This window comes from uncultured Campylobacter sp. (genome assembly GCF_937997465.1).
GTDB lineage: Bacteria > Campylobacterota > Campylobacteria > Campylobacterales > Campylobacteraceae > Campylobacter_A.
In genome coordinates this window covers 1-14,459 of record NZ_CALKTQ010000335.1, presented here as the reverse complement: position 1 = coordinate 14,459, position 14,459 = coordinate 1, and the positions used below count along the sequence as shown (strand labels likewise).

The following is a 14,459-nucleotide window of genomic DNA, read 5'->3' as shown; positions in this document are numbered from 1 at the left end:
GCAGCATCGTGATAGGTACGGCGATCGCGCCGATATTTTTTAATACCGCCGAGGATAGCGGCGCGCTGCCCATAGTAGCCGACGCGAGCGCGCTAGAGACGGGCGACGTCGTCGATATCTATCCATACGCGGGCGAGATGTTCCGCGTCGGGCGCGTAAATTTGAGCGCCGAGGGTAAATTTGACGCGGTTTCAATTTACGGTGAAACTAAATTTGAAAATTTAAATGAAAACGAAAAACCCCAAGGCGAGCCGGTCGCTCGTTTTACGCTTGCGCCAAACACGATATTTGACGAGATCAGAGCGGGCGGGCGCATACCGCTCATCATCGGCCGCTCGCTTTGCGGTAAGGCTAGGGCGGCGCTAAATTTAGGCGCGGAGGATATATTCGCAAAGCCCGCGCAGCCGCAAACGGATGAGAGCGAGGGATATACGCTAGCTCAAAAGATCGTGGGCAAGGCCTGCGGCGTGCGGGGGGTCAGGGCAGGACAGTACTGCGAACCAGCAACTCTCACCGTAGGCTCGCAGGATACCACTGGGCCGATGACGCGCGACGAGATCAAGGAGCTGGCAAGCCTTGGGTTTTCGGCAGATTTCGTGCTGCAGAGCTTTTGTCACACGGCGGCCTATCCAAAGCCTAGCGACCTTGAAACGCAAAGGACGCTGCCTAAATTTATGAGCTCGCGCGGCGGAGTGAGCCTGAGGCCCGGCGACGGGGTCATACACTCGTGGCTAAACCGCATGGTGCTGCCAGATACCGTAGGCACTGGCGGCGACTCTCATACGCGCTTTCCTATCGGCGTGAGCTTCCCTGCGGGTAGCGGGCTGGTGGCGTTTGCGGCGGTATCGGGAGCCATGCCGCTAAATATGCCAGGCTCCGTGCTCGTGCGATTTAGCGGGCGACTGCAAAGGGGCGTGACGCTGCGCGATCTGGTAAATGCGATCCCGTACTACGCGATCAAGCGCGGGCTGCTCACGGTCGAAAAGAAAGGCAAGAAAAACGTATTTGCGGGTAAAATTTTAGAGATAGAAGGGCTGGAAAATCTAAAAGTCGAGCAGGCCTTTGAGCTAAGCGACGCCTCGGCCGAGCGCTCTGCGGCGGCCTGCGCGGTAAATTTGAGTCAGCAGAGCGTCTGCGAATACGTCCGCTCAAACGTCGCTCTCATCGAGGCGATGATAGAGGCCGGGTATGAGAGCAGGGCGAGCCTGGAGCGGCGCGCGGCAAAAATGCGCGAGTGGCTAGCGGCGCCTAGCTTGCTGCGAGCCGACAAGAACGCGCGCTACGCCGAGGTGATCGAGATAAATTTGGACGAAATCACTGAGCCCATCCTGGCCTGCCCGAACGACCCCGACGACGTCACGACTCTGAGCGAAATTTTGGCTAGTAGCTCGCGCCCGCATAAGATCGACGAGGTATTTGTGGGTAGCTGTATGACCAATATCGGCCACTACCGAGCACTCGGCGAGGCTCTGCGGGGGCTTGGGACGCTGCCTACTAGACTCTGGATCGCGCCGCCGACTAAGATGGATCAGCGGCTGCTGGAGGCGGAGGGTTACTACGATATCTTTCGCGCGGTGGGCGCTCGCACGGAGGTGCCTGGCTGCTCGCTTTGTATGGGTAACCAAGCCCGCGTAAACGACGGCGCGACCGTGTTTTCGACCTCGACGCGAAATTTTGATAACCGCATGGGCATGGGTGCTCGGGTGTATCTTGGTAGCGCCGAGCTAGCGGCAGTTTGCGCCGTGCTAGGTAGGCTACCAAGCGTCTCAGAATACATGAATATCGTGCCCCAAAAGCTTGCTGGCAAAGAGGCGCAAATCTATCGGTATCTAAATTTCAACGAGATAGAAAATTTTAAAATTTAGTTTTTCGGCGCGGCGGCGTATTTTTTATGGACGGATACGCCGCTATAGATAGTTTAGACGGCGGATGTGTCATATTTTGATGTTTACGTGTCTAAGTTCTCTTTACGGCGATGATTTTACTCATGGCGACCATGCCGAGTTCGTCGGTATGGTCAAATTTTGCTTCACTCTAAATAAATACGTAAGTCTCTAGATAGGGTAAAAGCGGTAAATTCGTACTTGCCTATCTCGTAAAATGCACTTAAATTTTACTCTTTTTTCGCATATTTTGCCCTCTCTTTTGCGCGCTAAATTTCATTTAAATTCAACTACTTTTTTATTTTAAAAATGTAAAATCTCGTTTAAAAACTTAAGGTTAAAAATGACTGCGCTCCTCGTCGCCGAATACATCGGCATAGCCTCCGCAGCCACGAGCGGATTTATCTTCGCGGTTAAGCGCGACTGCGACTGGCTGGGTATCTTTATCGCCGCGCTTCTAACCGCGCTTGGAGGCGGATTTATGCGTGACGCTATCGTATCGCGCCCGCCGTATTCGTTTACGCACTATGCTCCGTGCATCATCGTGATGGCGATGCTCTTTCTCTCGGCGTTTTTGCGCCTGCACAAGCGAAGCGACATCGAGAAAAAATTCCTTTTCGTCACCACCGACGCCGTAGACCTGGTGAGCTTTTCTATCGTCGGAGCGATCGTGGCGCTGCAGTTTGGCTACAACGTCTTTGGCGTCGTGCTACTTGCACTTTGCAACGGCGTAGGCGGCGGCATGATACGCGACGTGCTGTTTAACGAGATCCCTTGGTGCCTAAAAACCGGGCTTTACGCGACGGTTAGCATCGTCGTGGGGCTGATTTATTTCTCGATGGATTATGCGGGATTTACGAGCGTATTTTGGGTGATGGGGCTTTTTGCGTTTGGCGTCGTGTTTAGGCTTGCGGCGTATTATCTCGGCTGGCATCTGCCGACTTTGCAGAAGTGAAATTTATCTAACTTTTTACCGCAATGCGTTAAATTTGAAAATTTGCAAAATTTACGCGCAAGATATGAAAAATACGGATCTGAGCGTATAATTGAAGAGATAAAAAGCTATGCTAAAAATGCGGTGGAAATTTCGCTAAAAGTAAGCGACGATCAGCAAATACCGATAGGCGCGTCAAAATTTGGGGGACCACTAGATTTACCGCGAAACGAGCCGTGGCCCGTAAATGAGCAAACCGGCGAGCCGCTTCATTTTATAGCGCAGATAAATTTTAGCGAAGTTTCAGAGTTTGATACCCAGAGCGAGTTGCCGAGTCGCGGCATGCTCTATCTATTTTATGATTGCGCCGGGATGCCGTGGGGATAGGGTCCAAAAGACGGCGCTTTCAAAAAGGTGATTTATGCGGAGGATACGAGCTAGCTGGAACGCAAAGTCGCGCCGTTTGAAAACAACGAAGCGTTTGCGGCGACTTCTTTAAAATTTGCAAATACGACCGAGTTGCCGGATTTGGAGAGCGATTTGGTCGGCGATATCGAGATGAGCGATGACGAAATCGACGCATATTGGCAGATGGCGGATGATTTTTGCGAGCAGCGCAGTGAAAATAAAATTTTAGGACATTCAGGCAATATCCAAGGCGGTATGGAGCTAGAGTGCGAGCTTGTGACAAACGGCTTTTATTGCGGCGGCGATGAGGATTATAGCGGGCCGGAGTTTAAAAAATTGCGGCAAAATATCGGCGAGTGGACGCTACTACTACAAATCGGAAGTAACGACGAAAACGAGATGATGTGGTGTGATTGCGGTAAAATTTATCTGTGGATCAGAAAAAGCGATCTACGCGAGAGGAAATTTGATAAAAGCTGGCTAGTGCTTCAGTGTGATTAAATTTGCGGCTATGGCGGGTTCTCGGGATCAAATTTGACGATTGCTGTGCTAAATCTTCGCGGGTTAAAAAACACACAAATTTGGCTTGTGTTTGTCGGGCAAAAGACGTGGTAGGCGGAATTTAGTAAATTAGATCCAAATTTGAAAGCCTAATCCGCTTTTTGCAGTATCGCTGCAGCTATCGCAAAGCCGCCGTCGTGACTGATGGTGATTTGTGCGTCTTTTAGATTAAAATTTTTAATGATTTTTTCTGAGAGCTTTACTTTTGGAGCGTTTTTCTCGTCTTTATAAATTTGAGCGTCAAAGAACGAAAACTCAGCCGAGATCCCGCAGCCAAGAGCCTTGCTGATAGCTTCTTTAGCTGCGAAAAATCCCGCTATCGTAGCGTCCGTTTTTGCGATATTTATCTCGTCGTCGCTCAAAAAATATCTCAAAAAATCCTCGCCTCGCCGCTCTTTAAGCCTTGAGATACGCGAGATCGCTACGATATCTATGCCGATCATTGCACCACAAAGTCGGTAAAGTAGATGTTTTTTATATGACCGTCGGCCAAAACCTCGTTTAGGCGGTCGACTATCTCGTCCTTTAGACGGTTTTTGCCTTTTTGAGTGCTTACCTCTTCGTACGTTTTAGACGAGAGTGTAGATACGACGATATCCCTTATTAGCGGCTTTTTCTTATCGATTTCAGGCGTTAATGTATCGGCGCTAAGCTCTAGATCAACCTTCGTTTTTAGGTATCTCGAGCCGCTTTCGCTAAGCAAATTTACGATAAACTGATCTAGCGGATAAACCGGGCCCATATTTACATAATCGTTTGATCGCTTGCCCGCCGTATTTTTAGGTGCTGCGGCTTGGACTTGCTCGGTTTGAACCTGTGCCGTTTGCGCTTGCGCATTCTCTTCATTGCCGCCCATTAGCAAGAACGCCAAAAGTCCGCCAACTACCAAAAGAAGCAGTAAAATAACAATGATGATGATAAGAACCAGCCCGTTTCCCTTTTTGCCTTGATTTTCTAAAATTTCTTCAGCCATCTATTCTCCTTAAAATTTTAGCTATAATTATATCTTAAATTTTTGAAAAATGAGAAGGCAATGGTACATAAAACAAATGCCGCGAGGTTTTTAGACGGTAAAAATATCCCCTACGAGCTAGTTGAATACGAAGTGGATGAGAGCGATCTGAGCGCCGTTCACGTAGCTGCCGTTTGCGGCGAGCAAATAGAAAAAATATATAAAACCATCGTCTGCGAATGCGAGCCTAGAGGCTATGTCGTAGCGTGCATACAGGGTGATTTGAGCTTAAATTTAAAAGCTCTGGCTAGACTCAGCGGACATAAAAAATGCGAACTTTTAAACTTAAGAGAACTTGAAAAAGTGACGGGCTATATCAGGGGCGGCTGCTCGCCTATAGCGATGAAAAAGGCGTTTGAGACGTTTTTTGACGAGAGGATTTTAAAACAAGACTACGTCTACGTAAGCGCCGGGGTTCGCGGAAAACAGATCAAAATCGCGCCTCAAAGCTTGATAGAAGCTATTAGCGCAAAGCTTGGAGACGTCGCCGTTTAGTAAAATTTAACCCAAAAATGCTAAAATACGCCGTCTTAAAATAAAATAAATTTATAAAGGTAAAATTTTGATAGACGAAATTTTTAGAGAATACGATATACGCGGTATTTACGAGCGCGATCTAAATGAAATCAGCGTCAAAGCGATCGGGTTAAATTTGGGTCGAGAGATGCTACGCCGAGGCGCAAAAAACGTTAGCGTAGGATATGACGCTAGGCTAAGTGCGAATGAGATTTTCGGCTGGCTAGTTAGCGGGCTAAATTTGGCCGGTATCAAAGTCTACGATATCGGCTTGCTACCGACTCCGGTTGGCTATTTTAGCGTGTTTTCAGGCAAATTTGACGCAAATATAATGATAACCGGCTCTCATAATCCAAAAGAGTACAACGGCTTTAAAATCACGATTTTTAAAGATAGCTATTTTGGTGAGGATTTGCAAAAGTTAAAAACCGCCGTACTAGCGGACATCGCGGCAAAAACGCAAATCCCCGATGATTTGAGAGCCGAGAAATTCGACATCGCGACGCCTTATAAAAATTTTCTCATAGAGCAGTTTGCACATCTAAAAGCCTTACCGCTTAAAATCGTCATCGACTGCGCAAACGGCGCGGTCGGCGCGGTTCTGCCCGAAATTTGCGAGGCATTAAATTTGGATGCGAAAATTTTATATCCACAGCCCGACGGCAACTTCCCAAATCATCACCCAGATCCAAGCGAGGAGAAAAACTTGAGCGATCTAAAAGCTGCGCTAAAGGGCGAATTTGACATAGGATTTGGCTTTGACGGCGACGGCGACCGTATCGCGGTTTTAACAAAAAAACGCAACATAAAAGGCGATGAGCTAGCATATCTATATAGCCTCGCGATGAAAAATCCGCGCGTGCTGGGCGAGGTCAAATGCTCGCAAAATATGTACGACGAGATCGACGCGCACGGCGGCAAAAGCTTCATGGGCAAGACCGGCCACAGCAACATCAAAAAGGCGATGAAAGAGCTAAATATCGACATGGCGGCCGAGGTGAGCGGGCATATTTTCTTTAAGGAGCGGTATTTTGGCTTTGACGACGCGACGTATGCGATGTTTCGCGCGCTAGAGCTGGTCGCAAAGGGCTTTAACCTTGACGGCGAGCTTGATAAACTGCCAAAAGTCTTTAGCACCGACGAGATCAAGGTAAAAACGACCGACGCACAGAAATTTAAGCTTGTGGCAAAGCTAAAAGAGGTTTTGGTTGAAATTTACGAAAATGGCGACGCGCAAAATTTGCTAGCAGGCTTAGGTAAGATAGCCGAAATCATCGACATAGACGGAGTTAGAGTGAGATTTGAGGACGGTAGCTGGGCGCTAGTACGAGCCTCAAATACGACGCCTGTTATCGTTACGAGATTTGAGACCAAGGATCAAAATTTACTGGTGCGGCTTCAAGAAACATTTTTAAATTTGGTCGAAAATTTAAAGCAAAAGGTGTAAAAAATGACAAACGTTATACTTTGCGGAGGTTCGGGCACGAGGCTTTGGCCGTTATCGCGAACGCTAATGCCAAAGCAATTCATTAGGCTTTTTAACGGAAAATCGCTCTTTGACCTTACGCTTAGACGCAACGTGCACGCGCAAAAAACGATCATCGTTTGCAACGAGGCGCACTACTTTTTGGCGCTTGACGAATGCGGAAATAAAAAAATAGATAAATTTATTCTTGAGCCATTTGGTAAAAACACCGCCGCGGCGATTACTTTTGCAGCGCTTTGCTGCGATGAGGACGAAATTTTGCTCGTCACTCCGAGCGATCATTTGATCGAGGAGGAGGCCGAATACAAAAAGGCTCTTTTGATCGCGCAAAGCTATGCAAACCAGGGCTTTTTGGTGACGTTTGGCATAAAACCTAACGAACCAAACACGGGCTACGGCTACATCAAGGCCGATAAAAATGGCGACGTAGAGCGATTTATCGAAAAGCCAAATTTTGAAACCGCGACGAAATTTATAAAAGAGGGCGGGTATTATTTTAACAGCGGTATGTTTTGCTTTAAGGCGGGCGTGTTTTTAAGCGAGATGAAAAAGTACGCGCCAAGTATCATAAAAGACGTGACGGCGGCGATAGAGGGCTCGGCAAACGAGCCTTGCCTGCTAAAAATAAGTCCGAATTTTATGGATAAGATCGAGGATATCAGTATCGACTACGCCCTAATGCAAAAAAGCCTAAATATCAAAATGGTGCCGCTGGATGCTGGCTGGAGCGATATGGGTAGCTTTGACGAGCTGAGTAAAAAGATAAAAAACGAGGGCGAGTCGTTGCAAATCGGCGCGAGCGAAAATTTCATCCTAACTAAAAAACCGACCGCACTAGTAGACGTGCAAAATTTGCTCGTAGTAGACACCAAAGACGCGCTTTTGATCGCCAAAAAAGGTAGCTCGCAAAAGGTAAAAGAGGTTTATAAGCACTTTTCAAATTCATTGCCTGAAATTTGCGAAACGCACACGAGCGTGTATCGTCCGTGGGGCAGCTATGAGGTGCTGGGTGAGGGTAGCGGCTACAAGATGAAAAAGATCGTGGTTAAGCCCGGCAAAAGGCTGAGTCTGCAAAAGCACTTTAAGCGAAACGAGCACTGGGTCGTCGTCGAGGGCGAGGCGCTAGTAACGATAGACGGCAACGAAGCACCACTAAAACAAAACGAGTCGATATATATAAAAAGCGGGCAGATTCACCGACTGGAAAATACGGCAAGCTCCGATCTCATCGTCATAGAAGTGCAAACGGGCGAGTATCTGGGTGAGGACGATATAGTTCGTATCAGCGACGACTACGATAGAAAGTAGCAGCGGAGCGGATGAAAAAAGCTCTGGTTTGCGACTGGCTGGAAAACTATGCCGGAGCTGAGCGTTGCGTGCAGAGTTTTACGGATATTTGGGATGATTTTGAGGTTTTTAGCCTTGTTGATTACCTTAAATTTGACGATAGACAAAAGATTTTAAATGGCAAATTTGCTCGAACCAGTTTTATTCAAAATTTACCGTTTGCAAAGAGCAAATTTAGGAGCTATCTGCCGCTTTTTCCGCTAGCGATAGAGCAGTTTGATCTGAGCGAATTTGACGTCGTGCTGTCTAGTTCGCACGCCGTAGCAAAGGGCGCTTTGACGCATTCAAACCAGCTTCATATAAGTTATATCCACACTCCGATGCGCTATGCTTGGGATATGTATTTTGACTATTTGCGCCAAAACGGACTAGAGCGCGGACTAAAAGCGGCGCTAGCTAGATATTTTTTACATAAAATTCGCCTGTGGGATATCGCCGCGGCAAACAGAGCCGACGTTTACGTCGCAAATTCAAATTTTATCGCTCGCCGTATACGTAAAATTTACAGCAAAGACGCCGCCGTGATCTACCCGCCTGTCGATACTGCAAATTTTAAATTAAACGAAAATAAAGAGGACTTTTACGTCACGGTTTCAAGGATGGTGCCTTATAAAAAGATCAATTTAATCGTGCGCGCCTTTAACGAAAGCGGCAAAAAGCTAGTCGTAGTGGGTGACGGCGAGCAGATGAATGAAATCAAAAATATCGCTAAAAGCAATGTTGAAATTTTAGGTTTTCGAAGTGCGCGTGAAACGGCGGAGCTGATGGGTAAAGCAAAAGCTTTCGTTTTTGCGGCGGTGGAGGATTTTGGTATAGCGCCCGTGGAAGCTCAGGCCTGCGGGACTCCAGTCATCTGCCTGGGTAAGGGCGGTGCGAAAGAGAGCGTGATAGACGGCGTCACGGGCGTTTATTTTAGCGAGCAAAGCAAAACTAGCCTAAACGAAGCGGTGGTAAAATTTGAAAAAATAAGAGACAAATTTGATCCGCAAGCGATCAGGCAAAATGCGCTAAAATTTTCAAAAGAGCGCTTTGAGCGAGAGATAAAGGAGCTCGTGGAGAGTAGTTACGAGAGATTTTTAGAGGGCGAGCTATGAGTCTGCGCTCTAAAATTTTGCTAAAAGCCGTGATCGATTACGTCATCGTTGTCGCTACTGCGCCGATTTGGCTTACGGTCGTCGCCGTTATAGCAGCAGTCATAAAGATAAATGAGCCTGGTGAGAGCATCTTTTTTAAACAAAAGCGAATAGGGCGCTTCGGCAAGCCGTTTAGCTGCTATAAATTTAGATCTATGCATAAAAATTGGCGTAAAATTTTAGACGATTATCTTGCGCAAAATCCCGCAGAGGCTGAGCATTTTGCCAAATTTCACAAATACGAATTTGATCCGCGCATAACAAAAGTCGGCGGATTTATCAGGCGTACTTCGCTTGATGAGCTACCGCAGCTTTTTAACGTCCTTAGGCTTGAGATGAGTTTGGTCGGACCGCGTCCGTATATGTTTTACGAAAAAAGGCAAATCGGCAAAAACTTAGGCAAGATAACAAGGGTCAGGCCGGGGCTTACCGGGCTTTGGCAGGTGAGCGGCAGGAATGAAATTTCATTTGACGAGCGTGTGAAAATGGAGTGTGCATACGTTGATAATCTTTCGATTTTTAGGGATTTTTTGATACTTTTTCGTACGATTTTCGTGGTTTTAAAATAAATTTTACTCGCAGTATTTTTCATACCTTTTTTGGTTGACTTTAAGCTTGCTTTCTAAATCTTATTTTGTTTATCTTTTGTTCAATAAGATAGAAATTTACGAATCCAAACACGACCGAACCGGCCGTCACGAAGGCTAAATTTACGCCCCTCAGCCAAAATTCGCTGAGCCAAATAAAAAGAAAATGGCTGATAAAAATAGCGTATGAAAGCGAGCCTGCGATATCGTTAAATTTAAGCTTAATTTTAAACCTCTCATGCGCTAGAACGATGGCTACGCCGATCAAGTATCCAAGCATCGTCTCTGCGCCAAAAGCGCTAAATTTGTGCGAGTAAAAAAGATAGCCTCCCAGCGCCGCTACCGCCGCGTAAAAAACGGCGAGCTTGCCAAGCTCTTTTTGATAGATCAAAAATCCCGTGTAAAACATAAAAAATACGCCGCAAACAAGCCTGTATCCGTAAATGTCGGCGTTTATAAAGCCTAAATTTGCCGCTACGTAAACTCCTAGCGAACCAAGGGCTAGAGCGTAGCCCAGCCGTCTAAATTTGATCGCGAGTACGAGCAGGGCATACGCCTGAAGCTCGGCTCCTAGCGACCAAGCCGGCGGTATAAGGAAATTTAGCCCAACAGGCGCGTCTATGACGGAAACGTCGAGCCAAAAAAAGTAGTTTAGCGGCGCGATGAGAGCATTTAGAAGTAAATTTTTCACGCTAAAATTTGGATGCAAATAAGATGTCGCGCAAAAAAACAGTATCGTGAGTGCAAACGCGAAGAAAAACGCGGGATAAATGCGCAAAAATCTATCTTTTATAAAGTAGCTTATTTGTGCGTTTTGCGGCGCGATTTTGATAAAAACCTTTGATGTGACGAGTCCTGCCAGGATATAAAATATCACTACGGCGAAGACGCCGATGTTTTTGCCCGCTAGCCCGATGCCAACGTGCGAGAGCAATACGAAATACGCTAAAATAAATCTAATATAACCAAACATTTTCTTCCTAATTTTTGCTTTTTACGGCATTTTTTGGCTGCAACTAACCTGATTTTGCGGCGCGATTTATTTTTTCGTAAATTTTGCCGCCTTGCTCTTTTGGAGCGCGACCGTTGTAGCCTACCAAAAATGACGCCTTTTGCCGAGCTTTTCTACGCAAAGGCGATTGTTGCCTTTTTTAGCCGGATAGCTATGTAAAATTCGCCGTCCGTATTTGCATTTTGCCCAAGTATGCATAAAATTTAAACGTCTCAAGTTTTGCCGTTTTTGCGTTTATTTTGGTTTTGATTTTACCGTAAATTTGTACATTTTGGTTTTTATAGTGGCTTAAAATTTTGGGAAAAATTTATAAAAACCGCGGCAATACAGCGTAAATTTAAAAATCTCCGCTTTCGCCGAATTTAATGCTAGAGCCTAAAATTTTGCAAACCAAGTCCAAAATTTCTAAATTTACCTCTGGCGCGTATTCGTCGATGACTTTAAAAACTTCTTGCCTGACGTCTAAGCAGCTATCTGCGTGAGTTTTTGCGTAGGTTTCGCTAGCGATTTTAGCTAGCGTAAAAGTATCTATGTCTTTTTGCCTCATCGCTGTTTTTAGCGTTTTTGAGAGCTTCCATTTTAGATTTTCCATATTTTTCCTTCGGCATTTTTGTGGTGCAGGTTTTGGCGCGCAAAATTTACATCCACTCCAAAACCTGCGTGATGTCGCCTGCAACGAAGCATTTTAGCCCCTGCGCATCAAGCGGCTTAGACGGCACTATCGCGTTTTTAAATTTCTGCGTTTTGGCCTCTTTTAGGCGCTGATCGAGGTTAAATATCTCGCGAATCTCGCCGTTTAGGCTAAGCTCGCCCATAAATACGCTCTCTTTGCTGATCGGACGGTTTTTAAAGCTGGAGATGATCGCCGCGACTACGGCTAGATCGGCCGCCGTTTCGCCGATTTTGACGCCGCCGCTTACGTTTATAAAGACGTCGTAGTGACCCAGCGGGATCTCTAATTTTCGCTCAAGTAGCGCTAGCAGCATATCTAGGCGGTTTTTATCAAAGCCTGTGGAGCTGCGTTTAGGATACGCGCTCTCGCACACGAGCGCCTGTATCTCGACGCTAAGCGCGCGCGAGCCCTCCATCGTGATAGTGATCGCCGAGCCGCTAGTAGCCTTGCCTCGCGTGAAAAATTTACCCGCGACATCGTTGGCGCTGATGAGTCCGTTTTCGCTCATCTCAAAGATGCCTACCTCGCTAGTCGAGCCGAAGCGGTTTTTAAACCCTCGTAGCATACGCAGCTCGCGGCTGGAGTCCCCCTCAAAATAAAGCACCACGTCCACCATATGCTCCAAGATGCGCGGTCCCGCGATCGAGCCGTCCTTGGTGATATGGCCGATGATAAAGACGCAGATGTTTTCATTTTTGGCTAGGCGCATAAGCTCAAATGTAATCTCACGCACCTGCGATACGGAGCCCGGTGCCGAGGAGATTTTTTCGCTGTAGAGCGTCTGAATCGAGTCGATGACGAGGATTTTGTACTCGTTTTTGCGCACTTCGGCTAGGATGTTTTCGAGTAAAATTTCCGTGAGTAAAAATAGCCCGTCTTTTACCGCGTCAAGGCGCTGGGCGCGCATCTTGATCTGGCTCGCGCTCTCTTCGCCGCTCACGTAGAGCGTCTTTTTGCCTTGGGCGGCGAAATTTGACGCGATTTTTAGTAGCAAGGTGCTCTTGCCGATGCCGGGGCTTCCGCCGATTAGCACCAGCGAGCCCTCCACGACGCCGCCGCCAAGGACTAAGTCTAGTTCGCTATTTTGCGTGCTGATGCGCGTAACTTTTTCGATCTCGACCTCGCTGATTTGCTTTGCGAGACTTGGTTTTGCGGTACTTTTTGATATCTCTTTTAGCGTTTCGATCTGCTGCGCATTTAGCTCTAAAAAGCTATCCCAAGCCCCGCACTGAGGGCATTTGCCGACCCATTTGCTCTGCTGATTGCCGCAGGCTTGACACTCAAATACGGTTTTAGTTTTTGCCATTTTTTTCCTTTGCGCGATTATACTTTAAAATGTTTAAATTTTACTCCAGCTGCGCGGCTAAATTTCAAATCGAAACACGCGCGTACGAAAAATGAGCAAATTAAACTCAAATCAACGAAAATTCAACTTTATCTAAATACAATTTGTCAAATTTAAAACTAAAATGGAGCGAAAATGAAACAAAAGCTTAGCAAAAATCAGTTTTTAGTCATCTCGCTCACGCTTTTTGCCATGTTTTTCGGCGCGGGGAACTTCATCTTTCCGCCGAATTTGGGGCGAGAGGCTGGGCAGAATTTTTACGTCGCGATTATGTTTTTCTGCGCTACGGCGGTGCTTTTGCCGGTGCTTGGCGTCGCAGCGATCGCTAGGGCAAAGGGGCTTCAAAGCTTAGTGCGCCGCATAGATCCCGTGTTTGCGGTGGTTTTTACCGCGCTTTTATACCTCACGATCGGGCCGCTTTTTGCGATACCTCGCGCGGCGAATATGCCTTTTGATATCGCTGTTAAGCCGTTTATTTCGGCTGAAAATTTGCAAATTTGGCTATTTTTCTACTCGGCGGCGTATTTTGCGTTAAATTATTACGTATGTATGAATCCGTCAAAACTAGTCGATCTACTCGGCAAATACCTAACTCCGCTGCTTTTGGCGCTTATTTTACTACTTTTTGGAGCGGGATTTTTGTTCCCGATCGGCGAGTTCGTCGCTCCTAGCGGAGACTACGCGCAGCGCGCCGCGGCTAAGGGCTTTGTAGAGGGCTATCAGACGATGGATGCGCTAGCGTCGCTGGCATTTGGTATCATTGTGATAAACGCTATCAGAACCGTGGGCGTAAAAGACGAGCGCCACCTGGTTTCATCTACGATAAAGGCAGGCATGACGGCGGGCGTGATTTTGATGGCGATTTACTTGATGCTGGGCTACCTTGGTGCGACATCGGCGGAGCTGTTTAAAGACGCGCCGGAGATAAACGGAGCTGAGTTGCTATCTCGCATTAGCGGTCATTATTTCGGCAAGGCGGGCGTTTTGGTGCTGGGTTCGGCGTTTTTCCTAGCTTGTATCACGACGACGCTGGGGCTCATCAGCTCTGCTAGCGAATACTTCGAGGAGCTAACGGGCGGACGAGTCAAATACAAAATTTGGGTCGCGGCGTGGTGCCTGATCGGCTTTGGCGTGGCGAATTTTGGCCTCACGACTATCATCAAGGGCTCCATACCGGTGCTCATCGCCATCTATCCGATCGCCATCATGCTCATCATCCTTTCGCTTATCAACCCGCTGATTGACTCGAGCAAGCTCGTCTACCGCACCTGCGTCTACGTCTGCGTGGTCGTCGGCACGATAAACGGCCTTGATATCGCGGGCGTCTCCGTACCGCTAGTGACCGATCTCGTCAAAAAGCTGCCGTTTTATGACTCGATGCTGGGCTGGATCGTGCCTAGCGCGGTCGCATTTGCGGTGACTTATATACTACACCTTGTGCTAGAAAAAAGAGAAAATACTTTTTAACCGCTAGCGGCAAAGCGCCGAGCTCGTAAGAGTTCGGCGCGCCGTCAAATTTACCCAGCCGTCAAATTTACCCAGCCGTCAAATTTACCCAGCCG

The 14,459-nt window shown here is 47.3% G+C and carries 13 protein-coding genes and 1 pseudogene; 9 read left to right on the top strand and 5 right to left on the bottom strand.

Going from position 1 to position 14,459, the window contains the following annotated elements; translation table 11 throughout:
- From Q0546_RS11390 to Q0546_RS11380, 3 genes and pseudogenes are all read left to right on the top strand, one after another.
- On the top strand, nucleotides 1-1,865 hold a 1,865-nt coding region (locus Q0546_RS11390), incomplete at its 5' end, for a bifunctional aconitate hydratase 2/2-methylisocitrate dehydratase (protein ID WP_298793143.1).
- A gap of 361 nt (nucleotides 1,866-2,226) precedes the next feature.
- Entirely contained in the window at nucleotides 2,227-2,838 is a 612-nt protein-coding gene (locus Q0546_RS11385; RefSeq protein ID WP_298793141.1) for a TRIC cation channel family protein, read from the top strand.
- 123 nt (nucleotides 2,839-2,961) lie between these two features.
- Nucleotides 2,962-3,726, top strand: a pseudogene (locus Q0546_RS11380) (YwqG family protein).
- Between the two features lie 149 nt (nucleotides 3,727-3,875).
- On the opposite strand, the gene acpS reads toward Q0546_RS11380, so the two are convergent.
- On the bottom strand, nucleotides 3,876-4,229 hold the full coding sequence (acpS, locus tag Q0546_RS11375; RefSeq protein WP_122873853.1) for a holo-ACP synthase: 354 nt from the start codon (nucleotides 4,227-4,229) through the stop codon (nucleotides 3,876-3,878).
- A complete protein-coding gene (gene fliL, locus Q0546_RS11370; protein WP_298793137.1) occupies nucleotides 4,226-4,759 on the bottom strand; it encodes a flagellar basal body-associated protein FliL in 534 nt (177 codons plus the stop codon). The genes acpS and fliL overlap by 4 nt, the downstream gene beginning before the upstream one ends.
- Before the next feature lie 60 nt (nucleotides 4,760-4,819).
- Here fliL and ybaK point away from each other — a divergent pair, with 60 nt between their 5' ends.
- From ybaK to Q0546_RS11345, 5 genes are all read left to right on the top strand, one after another.
- On the top strand, nucleotides 4,820-5,293 hold the full coding sequence (gene ybaK, locus Q0546_RS11365) for a Cys-tRNA(Pro) deacylase (RefSeq protein ID WP_002951875.1): 474 nt from the start codon (nucleotides 4,820-4,822) through the stop codon (nucleotides 5,291-5,293).
- A gap of 67 nt (nucleotides 5,294-5,360) precedes the next feature.
- A complete protein-coding gene (locus tag Q0546_RS11360) occupies nucleotides 5,361-6,761 on the top strand; it encodes a phosphomannomutase/phosphoglucomutase (RefSeq protein ID WP_298793134.1) in 1,401 nt (466 codons plus the stop codon).
- Nucleotides 6,762-6,764: 3 nt separating this feature from the next.
- A complete protein-coding gene (locus Q0546_RS11355; protein ID WP_298793132.1) occupies nucleotides 6,765-8,108 on the top strand; it encodes a mannose-1-phosphate guanylyltransferase/mannose-6-phosphate isomerase in 1,344 nt (447 codons plus the stop codon).
- Nucleotides 8,109-8,119: 11 nt separating this feature from the next.
- Nucleotides 8,120-9,241 (top strand): glycosyltransferase family 4 protein, encoded by a 1,122-nt coding sequence (locus Q0546_RS11350; protein WP_298793130.1) that lies wholly within the window; start codon nucleotides 8,120-8,122, stop codon nucleotides 9,239-9,241.
- A complete protein-coding gene (locus Q0546_RS11345; protein ID WP_298058484.1) occupies nucleotides 9,238-9,849 on the top strand; it encodes a sugar transferase in 612 nt (203 codons plus the stop codon). Before Q0546_RS11350 ends, Q0546_RS11345 begins: the two co-directional genes overlap by 4 nt.
- A 40-nt stretch (nucleotides 9,850-9,889) precedes the next feature.
- Here the strand turns inward: Q0546_RS11345 and Q0546_RS11340 are convergent, their stop codons facing one another.
- The 3 genes from Q0546_RS11340 to radA all read right to left on the bottom strand — a co-directional run bounded on the left by Q0546_RS11340 (nucleotide 9,890) and on the right by radA (nucleotide 12,858).
- Nucleotides 9,890-10,840, bottom strand: coding sequence for an acyltransferase (locus Q0546_RS11340; protein WP_298058483.1), 951 nt, complete (start codon nucleotides 10,838-10,840; stop codon nucleotides 9,890-9,892).
- Between the two features lie 376 nt (nucleotides 10,841-11,216).
- The gene (locus tag Q0546_RS11335) at nucleotides 11,217-11,471 is read right to left on the bottom strand and encodes a hypothetical protein (RefSeq protein ID WP_298793128.1); all 255 of its coding nucleotides are present in this window, start codon (nucleotides 11,469-11,471) and stop codon (nucleotides 11,217-11,219) included.
- Between the two features lie 46 nt (nucleotides 11,472-11,517).
- Nucleotides 11,518-12,858, bottom strand: a complete 1,341-nt coding sequence (gene radA / locus Q0546_RS11330; RefSeq protein ID WP_298793125.1) for a DNA repair protein RadA — start codon at nucleotides 12,856-12,858, stop codon at nucleotides 11,518-11,520.
- Nucleotides 12,859-13,032: 174 nt separating this feature from the next.
- Between radA and brnQ the strand changes: the two genes are divergently transcribed.
- Nucleotides 13,033-14,364 carry a branched-chain amino acid transport system II carrier protein gene (gene brnQ, locus Q0546_RS11325; RefSeq protein WP_298793123.1) on the top strand — a complete coding sequence of 444 codons (1,332 nt, stop codon included), beginning with the start codon at nucleotides 13,033-13,035 and terminating at the stop codon, nucleotides 14,362-14,364.
- Nucleotides 14,365-14,459: the final 95 nt, after the last annotated feature.

Coding starts and splice junctions, on each gene's coding strand:
- Q0546_RS11385 (WP_298793141.1), top strand. CDS start 2,227: ATGACTGCGCTCCTCGTCGCCGAATACATCGGCATAGCCTCCGCAGCC.
- acpS (WP_122873853.1), bottom strand. CDS start 4,229: ATGATCGGCATAGATATCGTAGCGATCTCGCGTATCTCAAGGCTTAAA.
- fliL (WP_298793137.1), bottom strand. CDS start 4,759: ATGGCTGAAGAAATTTTAGAAAATCAAGGCAAAAAGGGAAACGGGCTG.
- ybaK (WP_002951875.1), top strand. CDS start 4,820: ATGGTACATAAAACAAATGCCGCGAGGTTTTTAGACGGTAAAAATATC.
- Q0546_RS11355 (WP_298793132.1), top strand. CDS start 6,765: ATGACAAACGTTATACTTTGCGGAGGTTCGGGCACGAGGCTTTGGCCG.
- Q0546_RS11350 (WP_298793130.1), top strand. CDS start 8,120: ATGAAAAAAGCTCTGGTTTGCGACTGGCTGGAAAACTATGCCGGAGCT.
- Q0546_RS11345 (WP_298058484.1), top strand. CDS start 9,238: ATGAGTCTGCGCTCTAAAATTTTGCTAAAAGCCGTGATCGATTACGTC.
- Q0546_RS11340 (WP_298058483.1), bottom strand. CDS start 10,840: ATGTTTGGTTATATTAGATTTATTTTAGCGTATTTCGTATTGCTCTCG.
- Q0546_RS11335 (WP_298793128.1), bottom strand. CDS start 11,471: ATGGAAAATCTAAAATGGAAGCTCTCAAAAACGCTAAAAACAGCGATG.
- radA (WP_298793125.1), bottom strand. CDS start 12,858: ATGGCAAAAACTAAAACCGTATTTGAGTGTCAAGCCTGCGGCAATCAG.
- brnQ (WP_298793123.1), top strand. CDS start 13,033: ATGAAACAAAAGCTTAGCAAAAATCAGTTTTTAGTCATCTCGCTCACG.